Genomic DNA, 13,599 nt, shown 5'->3' on the forward strand with positions numbered 1-13,599 from the left:
AAAAAACATGGTTGGGAAAACAGGATAATGGGTTTCAAGCTTGACTCAACAGGCCGAGCCGGCTTTGCGTTCGCTGTGGCCTTCGGGTTGTTTTTTGTACTGCGGCACTTTCCACTGGATTTCATCCTTGGCACCAATTCGTATTGGCAAACCGAAGTAGAAGACGTCACCCAATACTTCGCGGGTTTTAATGCCTTCTTCAATGCCCCCTTTAGCTTCCCGCTGTTGGCATTTGACAGCATCAACTACCCGCAGGGCACCCGGGCTACCTTCGTCGACGCAATACCCTTGTATGCGTTATTGCTGAAAGTGTTCGTGCCCAAGAGCTTTGCTCCCTTCAACCCGTTAGGTGTATGGATCGCCGGGTGTTTCGTCGCCCAGGCCATTTGCGCCTGGTGGATCATGCGCGAACTGCGGGTGCGTTCATGGTTGGCGCTCGCCGCAGCAGTGTTCTGCCTGGTGAGCATGCCTGAATTCACCTCGCGCATTGCGCATGTGTCGCTGATGTCGCAGTGGATCGTGCTGTGCGCCCTGGCGCTTTACCTGCGTAGCCGCAACACCGGCCAGGCGCATCGGTGGGCATGGGGCGTGCTGCTGGTTGCTGGCTTCTACGTCAACATCTACCTGTTCGCCATGGCCAGCGCCATCTATCTGGCGAGCCACCTGGGCAGCGCTGAACGCTTCAAGCCGGCGTTCGTTGCCCGCGCTCTGGTGCCATTCGTGGTCATTGGCGCCAGCCTCTTCCTTACCATCTTCCCTATGGGCGAGGCGGCAGTTTCGAAGGAAGGCGGCTTCGGCGTGTTCTCGATGAACCTGCTGTCACCGCTGCATGGTGGTAAATACCTGCACTTCCCTAACCCGGAAATGCCAGGACAGGGTGAGGGTTTCAACTACTTGGGCTTGGGTGTAGTAATGGCCTTTGTATTGAGCCTGGTGTTGAAGCGCAAAGACGGTGACGACACGTTTGGCCGACACAAAGCGCTCACCTGGTTGATGGCGCTGTTTACCCTCTACGCGCTTTCCAACGAGATTTATCTGGGTACCAGCCACCTGGTGTCAATCGACTACCCGTCGATTCTGAGCCCTATTACCTCCCAGTTCCGTGCCTCTGGGCGGTTCTTCTGGCCGGTAGGCTTTTGTATAGTGATCTTCTCGATTACCTATCTGTACCGCCACTTGAGTACTAAGTTGTTCGCCGCTTGTATGCTGGTCATGCTTGTTGTGCAGATCAGCGACTTGTCGGCATTCCGCCGGCTGCTGGTTGCGGTGGCCAACCGCCCGGCTGAGCCGGTGCTTGACCAGGCCGAGTGGAATGCGCAGACCGCGAGCAACACCGAGTATCTGTATTTCTTCCCCAAATTCAAATGTGGGCGCGGCGACCAGGTGCTGCAGACCCTGATGCCGATCATGCGTTACGCGGCCGTGCATAACATCAAGATCAACACTGGTTACGTAGCCCGCTCCAACGCCAACTGCAGTACCGAGAGCACCCAGGCAGAAATTGCCGCGTCAGATTTTGCCAATTCCATGTACGTGTTTAATACCGGCGACTTCCCACAAGTTGATCAGGTCAAGCAGCTTTTCCCATCAAATCGGCAGCCTGAGTGCAAAGTGCTCGACTTTGCTCATGTCTGCCGCGTCGGCCAAGCAGGGCAGGTGAACCCATGACCGAACTGAACAAGCGCACGATTTCGCTGGTGTCGCCTTTTTACAACGAAGAAAAAGGGGTGCACGCTTTTTTTCAGCGTATTAATGAAGTATTCGCCAGCCTGGCTGATCGCTACGAGCTGGAAGTGATAGCCGTGAATGATGGCAGTCGCGATCACACGTATGATCAGTTGGTCAAAGCCAAGGCGGATTACGCGTACTTGACCGTGGTGGACCTGTCGCGCAACTTTGGTAAGGAGGCGGCGATTTCTGCCGGGCTCGACTTTGCCACGGGCGACGCCATTGTGCCGATCGACTCTGACCTGCAGCACCCGCCGGAAGTCATCCTGGAACTGGTCGAAAAGTGGGAGCAGGGCGCCGAGGTGGTGTTGGCCAAGCGTGTTGACCGCGAAACCGACCGGCCGATCCAGAAATTCACGGCCAACTATTTTTACAAGGTGCACAACCGGATCTCGGACATCGATATACCCGCGGATGTGGGCGATTTCCGCCTGATGGACCGCAAGGTTGTCGATGCCTTGAAGACGTTGCCCGAAAGCCGCCGCTTTATGAAGGGGCTGTTCGCTTGGGTGGGCTTCCGGACCACGACTGTGGAATATAAAGTGGCCGCCCGCGAACACGGAAGCTCAAGCTTCAATACCTGGAAGCTTTGGAACTTCGCCATCGAAGGGATTACAAGCTTCAGCTCCGTACCGTTGCGTATCTGGACCTACTTGGGCTGCCTGGTATCGGCAGTGTCGTTTGTCTACGCGGCATATCTGCTGATCAAGACCCTGTTCTTTGGCGTGGACTTGCCCGGCTACGCCTCGATCATGATTACAGTACTCTTTGCCAGTGGCGTGCAGCTGATTGGTATTGGTGTACTGGGGGAATATGTGGGACGTATCTTCACCGAGTCGAAAAACCGGCCTGTTTATATCGTACGTGATGTGATCAAGTGACAAACCTCATCCCGGCGCGTTATCACGAATTCATACGGTTTGGGCTGGTTGGCGTTGCCAACACTGCGGTGCATGCAGGTATTGTGATAGCGCTGATGGAGGTGCTTGCGCCACCAGCGTTTGTCGCCAATGGCATCGCGTTCTGCTTTGCCAACATAATGTCGTACATGCTCAATAGCCGGTTTACCTTCAGGACGCCAACCAGCCTGTTGGGTTATCGGCGCTTCCTGGCGGTGTCGCTGGTGTCGTTGGGCCTGACGTTGTTGATCACTTCTGTGGTGGAGTACCTGGGCCTGCATTACGCGGTGGGCCTGGCGATGGTGATCTTCGTGGTGCCGGTATTGAATTACCTGGTGATGAAGCTTTGGGCGTTTAAACCGGCAGCCTGATCGCCTGCGTGCTGCAGAAGCACGGCCCATTGGGCTGTGCTGTCATGCAGATAACACCGCTCCCACAGAATCCCTGCCAAATCTATAAGTCATGTCATGTTCAATGGGGGAGGGCGTGCCCGCAAACCACCGGCACAGCCGGTGCAGCCCACGCCCACGCAGCCTACTTCGTCGCTTGCTCCAGGTTCACAGCGCCGTCCGGCGCAGGCCTGGCTTTCTTCCCGAAAATCCGCTTGCCCAGGTGCATGGTAGGCACCTCGACCAGCCGATAAAGTGCGTAGGCAAGCGTGAGCACGAAGATCAGCGTCAACAACCCTGATACTGGGAATGACAACCCTTGGTCCATCAGAATCCGTAGAGACAGGTAGCCAATGATCGAATGCGTCACGTAGATCGAGTAACTGATATTGGCGATGAAATCCAGCGGAGCAAACGGGCGGAAATACCTGCGCATCATGTAGCTGAAGCTAAACAGCACCAAGCCGTAAACATAGTTCTGCGGCACCGATGGCATCTGTACATCCCAGTCGGTATGAGGCCAGCACAGCAAAAACACCAGCATCATAATTGCTGCATAGGCCAGCAATTGTCGAGTCGTATAGGTACCGGTGTAATGATGATAAAAGCCCGTGCCGATGAACATGAAGATTACGCACATCAACTCGGTCTCAAGCGATTCAACCAGGCCTACGCGCAGCTCTCTCCCGGCCAGCAATGTCGGAAGCGCCTCGCACGCTGCGAGCACCGCCACGGCGAACAAGATCAGTGGGAACGCATTCCCAGCCTTGATCGAGCGATAAAGCAGCGCGGCGATGATGTAGAACTTGATCTCAATGGCCAGGGTCCAGTTGACCATGTCGATTGAGGGATAATGCAAGTTGCCTTGCAGCAGAAGCAGGTTGGCGAGCAGCCGGTCAAGCGCCATCGAAAACGGCTGACCCCAGTATCGGCTGGACAAGTAGACCAGCGCCAACATGATCAGCGAAGCAGCGATATAGGTCGGGTAGATGCGCAAAAAGCGCGCGATCAGAAACTTCACCGGCTCCAGACGATTCAGCGAAAACGGAATGACAAAGCCGCTAATCAGGAAGAAGACCGAAACGCCGAAGGGTCCGTAGTTGAAGGTTGGGATCGTCAGCCAATAGATCATGCTCGACGAGGGCCCCTCCACGATGGGGGCGTGAATATAGGACGCCACCACGTCCCGTGAAAACCAATAAACACCGCACCAGTGAACGATAAGCACGGCGATCACCGCCACGCCTCTTAACTGGTTGGCGAAAAGCGCTCTGTCTGAAGCTTGTTGCATGCCGGTTCTCCTGGAGATGGTGGCATTGTAGTTATCACCCGGACCAAGGAGAAGCTCATTGCTGGCATTCTGTAACCTGCATACAGAACGCGCTAAGCTTGGCTCTGTCGAAACCAGAGGTAATCCCCATGCGACCATGGATAGGTGTAATGCTGGCCGCAGGGCTTGCAGGCTGCGGAACTGTACACACCGTTTTCAGCGAAGCCAAGGCGGTAGATGACCTGGCGAAATGGCAAAGTGACTGCCACAGCATCCCCAGGGCCTACAGCGGTGTGGCGTATCAGTTTTGCAGCCTGAACGCTCCAGCGAGATCGGGCGCCCACTGGGCACCGTTCCCCGTCCTGGTTGACATGGCAGCGTCAAGCCTTGCCGATACCATAGTTCTTCCCTATACCGGTTATCAGCAATATGAACGGGGTAACGTACCCATTCGCCGACTGGAGTATTGAATTCCAGGCAAAGCCGCTGAGCTGTCGGGCCGCCAAATAGCCAACCCTCGTCACAATCAGTGTATCAACGGATGCTGCGAATCGTAGCGGCCACGCGAGCCTAAGGCCCATGATTAGCGAGTGCAATCAAAAGCCGGCGCAGCGGGTATCTTTGGGAAATAGCCTACAAGGAGGGAGGGGAGTTCTGATGACTAGCGAGGCTATGAGGGGCCTCTGGAGCAATATTAAAACCGCCAGACCCAAAAAAGAGGCTGCCAGGCAATATAGCCCGAGACAAGGCTGCGCTACCGCAGCCTTGCCCCGCGAGAGCTGTTACTCGAACAGTTCGGCGTCAGCCAATGCGACCCCAAGCTGGTCCTTGCCAGACAGGCTTGGTGCGAAGTCGATAGGCCATTCGATACCCACTGCCGGATCATTCCAGGCAATGCAGCGCTCACACTGCGGCGAGTAGAAGTCGGTGGTCTTGTAGAGGAACTCTGCGGTTTCACTCAACGTGACGAACCCGTGTGCGAACCCTGGCGGGATCCACAGCTGGTTCTTGTTATCGGCCGACAATACCGCACCTACCCATTTACCGAAGGTAGGGGACGAGCGACGGATATCCACCGCAACATCGAAAACCTCGCCCTGCACCACACGTACGAGCTTGCCCTGGGCGTGAGGTGCCAGCTGATAGTGCAGGCCACGCAGCACGCCTTTTACCGAGCGCGAGTGGTTGTCTTGTACGAAGTCGGGCTGCAGGCCGGTCACTTCGCTGAAGACACGGGCGTTGAAGCTCTCGTAGAAGAAACCACGTTCGTCGCCAAAAACCTTGGGGGTAAACAGCACGACTTCAGGGATATCCAGCGCAATGGCTTGCATCAGAACACCTTCTCTTTCAGTAGGTTTTGCAGATACTTGCCATAACCGTTTTTCAGCAGTGGTTGAGCCAGGCACTCGAGTTGCTCAGCGTTGATCCAGCCAGCGCGGTAGCAAATTTCCTCAGGGCAGGCGACTTTCAAGCCCTGACGGCGCTCCATGGTTGCGATGTACTGGCTAGCCTCCAGCAGACTGTCATGCGTGCCGGTGTCCAGCCAAGCATAACCCCGGCCCATGATTTCAACCTGCAGCTGTTGTTGCTGCAGATAAAGATTGTTGAGGTCGGTGATTTCCAGCTCGCCGCGCGCAGATGGCTCCAAATCGCGGGCCAGGTCGACTACTTGGTTGTCATAGAAATACAGGCCGGTAACGGCATAGCTCGACTTGGGAACAGCCGGCTTTTCTTCCAGCGACAGTACGCGGCCGCTATCGTCAAACTCCGCTACGCCATAGCGTTCTGGGTCATGCACGTGATAAGCGAACACCGAAGCCCCGGCTTCACGCTTGTCTGCATTCAATAGCAGAGCCTGGAAGTCATGGCCGTAGAAAATATTGTCACCCAGTACCAGCGCTGACGGGTCGTTACCGATAAAGTCTGCGCCGATGGTGAACGCCTGGGCCAAGCCATCCGGGCTTGGTTGTACTGCGTAGGACAGGTTCAGGCCCCACTGGCTGCCATCGCCCAGCAGCTGTTCGAAGCGCGGAGTGTCTTGCGGGGTGGAGATGATCAGGATGTCCCGGATCCCGGCGAGCAGCAGGGTGCTCAGCGGGTAGTAGATCATCGGTTTGTCATACACCGGCAGCAGCTGCTTCGAAACCGAAAGTGTGGCCGGATGCAGTCGTGTACCCGAACCGCCAGCCAGAATAATTCCTTTACGAGCCATGAGAGTCCCTATTACTGGATTTCGTCCAGCATACGTTGCACGCCTTGCTCCCAAAGCGGCATTTTGAAATTGAACGTGTGTTCCAGCTTGCCCAGTGCCAGGCGCGAGTTGCGCGGACGTGGTGCAGGTACTGGATAAGCTTCGGTGCTGATTGCAGCAACCTGATCAGCTGTCACTTTCAGCGCTACGCCAGTGCGTTGAGCGTGCGCCAGCACGAACTGAGCAAAACCATGCCAAGAGGTTTCACCTGACGCAGCCAAGTGGTAAATCCCTGCCAGGTGACGGTTGTCTTGCCCATTGAAGATTTGCCGCAGGATGTGTGCGGTAACGTCGGCGATCAGGTCAGCGCCCGTGGGTGCGCCAAATTGGTCTGCTACCACGCTCAACGTCTCACGCTCCGCCGCCAGGCGCAGCATGGTCTTGGCAAAATTGTGCCCGCGCGCAGCATACACCCAGCTGGTGCGCAGTACCACGGCCTTGGCGCCGCTGGCGAGTATGCCATGCTCGCCTTCCAGCTTGGTACGGCCGTAGACCGAAAGGGGGCCGGTCGGCGCAGCTTCCTCCCAGCGCTGACTGCCGCTGCCGTCAAATACATAATCGGTGGAATAATGAATCAGCCAGGCGCCCAAAGCTGCTGCTTCACGTGCTAATACAGCAGGAGCCTCGGCATTGATCATTGCGGCCAGTGCCTGATCGCTCTCAGCTTTATCCACTGCAGTGTAGGCAGCAGCGTTGACGATCACGTCCGGCGCCAGCTGACGAACCGTAACGGCCAAGCCGTCCAGGTTGGACAAGTCGCCACATAAGCCTTCGGCCCCCTGACGATCCAGCGCGATGACCTCACCCAGCGGCGCCAAGGCGCGCTGTAGCTCCCAGCCTACTTGCCCGTTTTTCCCCAACAGCAGGATTTTCACGCTTTATTTGCCCCGTATTGTTGTGCCACCCAGTCACGGTAGCTGCCGTCCATGACACCTTTTACCCATTCCTGGTTGGCCAGGTACCAAGCGACTGTCTTGCGAATGCCCGTCTCGAAGGTTTCGGCAGGTTTCCAGCCGAGCTCCCGCTCGATCTTGCGTGCATCGATGGCATAACGGCGGTCATGGCCTGGGCGGTCGGTTACGTAGGCGATGAGCTCTGCGTACTGTTCGACAGGCTCGCCGGTCTTCTGGTTGATCACCTGGCGCGATGCCGCAGGTGCCATCTCGTCGAGAAGGCCGCAAAGTGTACGCACAATGTCGATGTTGGCTTTTTCATTCCAGCCGCCAATATTGTACGTCTCGCCGAACGCACCGGCTTCCAGTACGCGACGGATGCCCGAGCAGTGGTCTTCGACATACAGCCAGTCGCGGATTTGCTGGCCATCGCCATAGACGGGCAGCGGCTTGCCGGCGAGTGCGTTGACGATCATCAGCGGGATCAGTTTTTCCGGGAAGTGGAACGGCCCGTAGTTGTTGGAGCAGTTGGTAGTGAGTACCGGCATGCCGTAGGTATGAAAATACGAGCGTACCAAATGGTCACTGGCTGCCTTGCTGGCGGAGTACGGGCTGTTCGGCGCGTACGGCGTGGTCTCGGTGAACGCCGGGTCGTTTGGCCCCAGAGTGCCGTAGACTTCGTCGGTAGAGACATGGAGGAAACGGAAGGCCTCCTTCTCTGCACCTTCCAAGCTGTTCCAATGCGCCCGGGCGGCCTCAAGCAAGCGGAACGTGCCCATCACGTTGGTTTCGACAAACGCTTCGGGGCCGGTGATCGAGCGGTCTACATGGGATTCGGCGGCGAAGTGAACCACGGCGCGTGGGCGATGGTCGGCAAACAGCTTGGCCAGCAGTGCTGCATCGCAAATATTGCCTTGGACGAAGCGATGCTGAGGGTTGCCTTCCAGCGACTGCAGGTTGGCCAGGTTGCCTGCGTAGGTCAGGGCGTCGAGGTTGAGGACGGGTTCCTCATTGTTCGCACACCATTGCAGTACGAAATTTGAGCCGATGAAGCCGGCTCCGCCTGTTACTAGAATCATAATTTGGCTCTAATTGGACAAAAGGTGTTGTCGTAGACAGATGACGCTGAGAAACTTCGCCCCGGCAACGCAAGGCGAGCTGCTAGCGCTGCCCGGAATTAGACCACCCTGATGTCGAAAAATACACTGCTGGGTGCCGGTACTGACCGTGCCGATCTGCTCATGCTGGACGAGGAGGAGCCGTTGCAGCGGTGGAAGGTGACCTCATGGTTGCCATGACACAACAGGGAGTCGTCAGGTGTCCATGCAACAAACAGCTGTTTGAGCAATGCAACTCACGGAGATTGACCTGAGTGCAGGCAAGTCTGGAGTGCCTTGAGCTACCGCTATCTTGTGGTTCCAGTTCGGTGGGCATGGCAGTGCAGCGCGCGCCTCAGGGGGCGGGTTCGTTTCCGGGGGTTGAAAAGTGTCATTTTTATTTGTCAGCATTCCTGAAATAGGAATTAGAGTGATGGCAGTTCTTGCATTCATGTTGAACAACCCAACAAAAAATATAATAGGCTCGGGGCTCGGCAGGTTAGACGTCATTCTTCATGTTTCAGCGGTCTGGCGCTCTTGAAAATTCATAGGAAAGTGAAAAATGTCTGTTAAGGAAGGCTTGCCGAGCGTAGATGTGCAGCCGAGCATGCATGTTAAGAGAAATTCAGTACCCGCCACCCAGAAAAAGACTGGCTCAAGGCGATTCGTGCTGGATCTGGCTTATTATCGGAATCGATACCCAGACCTGTCTTCGCTCACGGACGATGCGCTCGAGCAGCATTGGCATGCGTTCGGTTATCAAGAAGGCCGTTATGCCTCGGCTTCGCACGAAAGTGGTGATGCGGAGCTTATCGCTGAAGCAGTGCTCAATGCGGCCGACAGCGCCGTCATGGTCAGGCCGGATGTTGCTAAAGTAGACCTGGATTTTTACCTGACCCTTTACCCTGACCTCAAAGCCGGCGGCGTTGAAACTCAAGCGATTGCGGAAGCACATTTCCAACGCTTCGGACGGGCGGAGGGGCGACTTCCTACCCCCGATGCCTGGGCTAAGAAGCACGAGCTCCCACCAGAGCTGTTACCGAACGGGTTCAGCCTTTCCGCCGTCATTGAACGGAGCGCCAAGCGCGGCCTTGAGGTTGAACCACAGCGGGTCATGGGCATATTCCTGGGGCAGGATGTTATCCCTGTTGATCTCGCCGAGACGCCTCAGAAAAGCCAGGTAGTGTTCTCTAAACTGGGTATGCATTACCTGTCCCGGCACAAGGTCCAGGAGGGCAGAATCCTGCTTGAGGCGGCTTTGAGCATCGCGCCGAGTGCTGAGGTATTCAACCGTCTAGGCGGTAGCTACATGGAGGATGGTCACTTCAGTATTGCCTTGCAGTACTTCAATGCTGCCGCGCAATTGCCGAATCCGCCGGTGTGGACCGCCTTCAACCGAGCGCACTGCTTGGCTAAGCTGCATCAGCTAGATGAAGCCATTCGGGTGCTTTCTGCAGGTATTGCTACCAACCCGAATCACCGTCCCCAGCAAGACGAACTCGAGCGTCTGGCCGAGCAGAAATGGCGTGACTTACACGCAAAGCTCATGACCCGAGTGGATATGCTGGACCGGGAGAGCTTGATCAATGAGGCCTACGCTTACGCGGTTGACTTGTATCGAGCGTACCTGCCTGTTTACGGTGATCTGTCGGAAAGCGCCGCAGACGATTTGCCCGCACTGCCGCCCTTGGGCAATTTGAATACCGATCGTGTCTTAATTGTTGGTGACTTCCACATCGCCCAGTGCGTGCGCTACCGCATTGAGCAGAAAATTGAACAGCTGGAAGCAGTTGGCAAGCAGGTAACTGCCATAAGCTGGACCGAGCTGGACAAGAACCAAAATGCATTAGCACTGCACGATGTGGTGATCTTCTATCGAGTGCCAGCGGTAGTTCAAGTTATCAAGGCCATCGCTCAAGTCAACGCAACGGGTAAGCTCAGCCTGTACGAAATTGATGATCTGCTATTTGTTCCGGAGTACCCGCCGTCGATCGATAGCTATGGTGGCTATGTCTCGCTGGCCACACACCGGGAACTCACGCGCGGCATGGCGTTGTTCAATGCCGCTGCGCGACTTTGCCGTCAGGGGATCGCATCCACTGAGCCGCTGCGTTCGGAACTCGCCAAGCTGGTGAGAGAAAAACAGTGCTGGTTGCATCGCAACGGCCTGGACAGATTGAATCAGATTCGCACAAACGACAAATCGCACAAGAAGACCATCGATATCTTCTATGGCAGCGGTACTCAAGCACACAACACCGACTTTATCGAACAGGCGCTGCCTGCGATTGAGCGTGTGCTTAGCGAGACCCCTCAGGCTCGTTTGGTCGTTGTGGGTTACCTGCGATTGCCAGTGTCATTTACCGCAAAATACGCTCAGCAGTTTACCCAGTTGCCGGCCATGGACAGTGTGCAAGGTTATTGGTCGCTGCTTGAGCAAGCGGATATCAATATCGCGGTGTTGCACGATGACAAAGTCAATGCCTGTAAAAGCGAGCTGAAATGGTTTGAAGCAGGCTGTTTTGGTATCCCATCGGTTTTGAGCAGCACGGCCAATTACCGTGATGTTGTCAAAGATGGAGAAGATGGTTTCCTTGCCACGACTGAAGAAGAATGGTACCTGGCATTAAAAAACCTCGCTGGTAGCCAAGCCTTACGGCAACAGGTAGGCCAGGCCGCTCAGAAACGGGCCCAGGACGATTACAGCCTGCAGGCGCTTGGAAGTACGCTGGCAGCTACGCTCGATGATTTCGTAAGTGGCATTCAGAAAGCCAAGCCGAGGAAAAAAATTGCGTTGGTCAACGTATTTTTCCCACCGCAGGCGATTGGTGGTGCCACGCGTGTTGTGGCTGATAACTTCTCAGAGTTCAGAAGCGCTTACGCCGAGGACTTCGATGTCTGTGTGTTCACAGCGGATGTCGAGTGCAGACCCGCTCATCAGATGACTGTCTACACCTATGAGGGCTGCCGGGTCTACCGGTCTACAACCCTGTGGCGTGAGCACATGGATTGGCATCCTAAAGACCCAGAGATGTATCGCCTGTTCCAAGAGTTCCTGGAGCTGGAAAAACCCGATTTGATCCACTTCCATTGCGTCCAGCGCTTGACAGCTTCGATTGTGGAAGCGGCACGAGATGCCAAAATTCCTTACATGGTCACTATTCACGATGCCTGGTGGATCTCGGATTTCCAGTTCTTGGTCGACCATAACTCAAAAGTTTATCCTGACGGGCATCCTGACCCTTACGAGCTCATAGAAATGCCAACGAATATGAAGTTGGCAGATTCCATCGAGCGACGCCGCGATCTGAAAGACCTCCTGCACAGTGCTTCGAGGGTGCTGACCGTGTCGAACGCGTTCGCAGACATTTATCGTCGAAACGGTATCCCGCAGATAGAAGTTGTAGCTAATGGCGTCTCCAGTGACATTCCGTGGACGCAGAAAGATACCTCTTACACCAAGCGGGTTGTCTGCGGGCATATCGGCGGAATGTCGGAGCACAAGGGGTATTATCTGCTTAAGGAAGCAGTGCTTCAGAGTCAGCCTGAGAACCTTGAGTTTTTGATTGTTGACCATTCCAAGGAAGAGGGGTATGAACATCATTCTCAGTGGGGGAAAGTGCCAGTAACCTTTATCGGTCGCGTAAGCCAGAAAGGAATCGTAGACCTTTATGGGAAAATGGATGTCCTCTTTGCGCCATCGATGTGGCCGGAAAGCTTCGGCCTTGTAACCCGTGAAGCGGTTGCTAGCGGATGCTGGGCGGTCGCCAGTAACATGGGAGGCATAGGCGAAGACATTGTTCCAAATAAGAATGGTTATGTTATTGAGCCTAGTACGGAAGCCTTAGTAGTAACGTTAAAGCATATCAGTAGCTCAATTGCCCAACACAAGGCGGCATCCGACACAGAGGTAAGGAGAACCTCAGCTAGCCAAGCTATGGACCTCAAGAAGCTCTACATGACCTTGAAAGATGGCCATGCAGTAGGAAGGAAGCTTATAAAATGAAAGTGACAAATATAGGGCTGTCCTCAGTCGTGATTGAATTTGCGAGCGTCGATGCTTCCAAATTTATAAATCTTAGCCAGGCGCAGCGGGAGGTGCCATTCAAATGGGTGGACGCTGGCGATCCTCAGCAGGTAGCCATTGAGGTCAATATCAGAGATTTTTCGGTCTATGAAAGTCTGCAACTTGCTTCTGATGAACATAAGTTGGAGTTAGCCGGAGCCTTTGAAAAATATAGGCTGGATGAAAAAAAGCTCGCTGATGAGTTCTATGTTACAGGCGCCATAATCAACGCTGCTACTCGCGGCATGGAAAATAACGAATTATTTTTCGTTGCATTCAATGCCCTGTCAATTATGCCTGTGAACAACCATTTTTACGGCGCATTAATAACTTTGATTTCCTATAAGTACCTTGAGGCCCCGGAGTATCGGGGGTGGGTGATTGGTGTTCTATTGGAGTCAAAGACAAAGTTTGACGACGCGGTAGAATATTGTACCCCTAATACTGCGCGCTGGGGTATTTCCTCAGCGACAGCATTTGCCCTAGTGCTTCTCCTTAATGACCGTGTTGAAGATGCTGAGTGGGTAATCGATTCGGCGCTGCGCAGATATGAGCCCAATCTAAACCAGCTCAGCTATTGGAATTATTGTCAGTGCTTGATTCTAAAGGCTGCAATACTTGCCTTTGTTGGTAGAAATAAAGAGTCAGGTTGGAAGTTCCTTGCTGCATTTGATTTTTCGAGAAAAGCTATAAACGATACATTCCATTCTAGGAATGATTGGGTTCTGGGGCAGATATCGGACTGCCATGCGCTCCTGAATCTCGGGGAATTAGCGATGAAATGTGCTGCTAAAAGTCTAGGCAGGATACCCTCCGAGTCCCGGTATGCTGATATCAAGTACAGTGGAAAAATAAGCTTCGCGCCCGTATTTTCAAGGTTTCAAAGTTCGCGGTCGAAATTTAAAAGTGAGTTTTTTGACGTGACTGAAATGGCGCTTAATTCATAGCAGGGTATTCAGAGTCTACCTGCTCTTGATATCCTAGAAAATTAAATGGCTCGTTGCAG

At 54.6% G+C, this 13,599-nt stretch carries 11 protein-coding genes; 6 read left to right on the forward strand and 5 right to left on the reverse strand.

Annotated elements, in window-relative coordinates; all coding sequences use genetic code 11:
- Positions 1-27: 27 nt before the first annotated feature.
- The 3 genes from ACK1VC_RS19205 to ACK1VC_RS19215 are packed head-to-tail and all read left to right on the forward strand — an operon-like array spanning position 28 to position 2,998.
- A complete protein-coding gene (locus ACK1VC_RS19205; protein ID WP_095117075.1) occupies positions 28-1,668 on the forward strand; it encodes a DUF6311 domain-containing protein in 1,641 nt (546 codons plus the stop codon).
- A complete protein-coding gene (locus ACK1VC_RS19210) occupies positions 1,665-2,609 on the forward strand; it encodes a glycosyltransferase family 2 protein (protein ID WP_016485369.1) in 945 nt (314 codons plus the stop codon). Before ACK1VC_RS19205 ends, ACK1VC_RS19210 begins: the two co-directional genes overlap by 4 nt.
- Positions 2,606-2,998 (forward strand): GtrA family protein, encoded by a 393-nt coding sequence (locus ACK1VC_RS19215; protein WP_016485370.1) that lies wholly within the window; start codon positions 2,606-2,608, stop codon positions 2,996-2,998. The genes ACK1VC_RS19210 and ACK1VC_RS19215 overlap by 4 nt, the downstream gene beginning before the upstream one ends.
- A gap of 163 nt (positions 2,999-3,161) precedes the next feature.
- Here the strand turns inward: ACK1VC_RS19215 and ACK1VC_RS19220 are convergent, their stop codons facing one another.
- Positions 3,162-4,307 carry an acyltransferase family protein gene (locus tag ACK1VC_RS19220; protein WP_083283720.1) on the reverse strand — a complete coding sequence of 382 codons (1,146 nt, stop codon included), beginning with the start codon at positions 4,305-4,307 and terminating at the stop codon, positions 3,162-3,164.
- A gap of 149 nt (positions 4,308-4,456) precedes the next feature.
- Between ACK1VC_RS19220 and ACK1VC_RS19225 the strand changes: the two genes are divergently transcribed.
- Positions 4,457-4,756 carry a YceK/YidQ family lipoprotein gene (locus ACK1VC_RS19225; protein ID WP_016485372.1) on the forward strand — a complete coding sequence of 100 codons (300 nt, stop codon included), beginning with the start codon at positions 4,457-4,459 and terminating at the stop codon, positions 4,754-4,756.
- Between the two features lie 312 nt (positions 4,757-5,068).
- Here ACK1VC_RS19225 and rfbC read toward each other — a convergent pair whose 3' ends face one another.
- The 4 genes from rfbC to rfbB are packed head-to-tail and all read right to left on the reverse strand — an operon-like array spanning position 5,069 to position 8,509.
- A complete protein-coding gene (rfbC, locus tag ACK1VC_RS19230; protein ID WP_016485373.1) occupies positions 5,069-5,617 on the reverse strand; it encodes a dTDP-4-dehydrorhamnose 3,5-epimerase in 549 nt (182 codons plus the stop codon).
- Positions 5,617-6,498 carry a glucose-1-phosphate thymidylyltransferase RfbA gene (rfbA, locus tag ACK1VC_RS19235; protein WP_191087362.1) on the reverse strand — a complete coding sequence of 294 codons (882 nt, stop codon included), beginning with the start codon at positions 6,496-6,498 and terminating at the stop codon, positions 5,617-5,619. The genes rfbC and rfbA overlap by 1 nt, the downstream gene beginning before the upstream one ends.
- Positions 6,499-6,509: 11 nt before the next feature.
- The gene (rfbD, locus tag ACK1VC_RS19240; RefSeq protein ID WP_016485375.1) at positions 6,510-7,412 is read right to left on the reverse strand and encodes a dTDP-4-dehydrorhamnose reductase; all 903 of its coding nucleotides are present in this window, start codon (positions 7,410-7,412) and stop codon (positions 6,510-6,512) included.
- Entirely contained in the window at positions 7,409-8,509 is a 1,101-nt protein-coding gene (rfbB, locus tag ACK1VC_RS19245; protein ID WP_016485376.1) for a dTDP-glucose 4,6-dehydratase, read from the reverse strand. Before rfbB ends, rfbD begins: the two co-directional genes overlap by 4 nt.
- Before the next feature lie 580 nt (positions 8,510-9,089).
- Here rfbB and ACK1VC_RS19250 point away from each other — a divergent pair.
- Complete coding sequence (locus ACK1VC_RS19250; protein ID WP_191087364.1) at positions 9,090-12,533, forward strand: glycosyltransferase; 3,444 nt, start codon at positions 9,090-9,092, stop codon at positions 12,531-12,533.
- Positions 12,530-13,540, forward strand: a complete 1,011-nt coding sequence (locus ACK1VC_RS19255) for a hypothetical protein (protein WP_023047793.1) — start codon at positions 12,530-12,532, stop codon at positions 13,538-13,540. The genes ACK1VC_RS19250 and ACK1VC_RS19255 overlap by 4 nt, the downstream gene beginning before the upstream one ends.
- Positions 13,541-13,599: the final 59 nt, after the last annotated feature.

It is taken from the genome of Pseudomonas sp. XP2, assembly GCF_053557975.1.

Excerpts from the sequence above, each read along its gene's own strand:
- ACK1VC_RS19250 (WP_191087364.1), top strand. The coding sequence starts at position 9,090 with ATGTCTGTTAAGGAAGGCTTGCCGAGCGTAGATGTGCAGCCGAGCATG.
- ACK1VC_RS19205 (WP_095117075.1), top strand. The coding sequence starts at position 28 with ATGGGTTTCAAGCTTGACTCAACAGGCCGAGCCGGCTTTGCGTTCGCT.
- ACK1VC_RS19225 (WP_016485372.1), top strand. The coding sequence starts at position 4,457 with ATGCTGGCCGCAGGGCTTGCAGGCTGCGGAACTGTACACACCGTTTTC.
- ACK1VC_RS19210 (WP_016485369.1), top strand. The coding sequence starts at position 1,665 with ATGACCGAACTGAACAAGCGCACGATTTCGCTGGTGTCGCCTTTTTAC.
- rfbC (WP_016485373.1), bottom strand. The coding sequence starts at position 5,617 with ATGCAAGCCATTGCGCTGGATATCCCTGAAGTCGTGCTGTTTACCCCC.
- rfbA (WP_191087362.1), bottom strand. The coding sequence starts at position 6,498 with ATGGCTCGTAAAGGAATTATTCTGGCTGGCGGTTCGGGTACACGACTG.
- ACK1VC_RS19220 (WP_083283720.1), bottom strand. The coding sequence starts at position 4,307 with ATGCAACAAGCTTCAGACAGAGCGCTTTTCGCCAACCAGTTAAGAGGC.
- ACK1VC_RS19255 (WP_023047793.1), top strand. The coding sequence starts at position 12,530 with ATGAAAGTGACAAATATAGGGCTGTCCTCAGTCGTGATTGAATTTGCG.
- rfbB (WP_016485376.1), bottom strand. The coding sequence starts at position 8,509 with ATGATTCTAGTAACAGGCGGAGCCGGCTTCATCGGCTCAAATTTCGTA.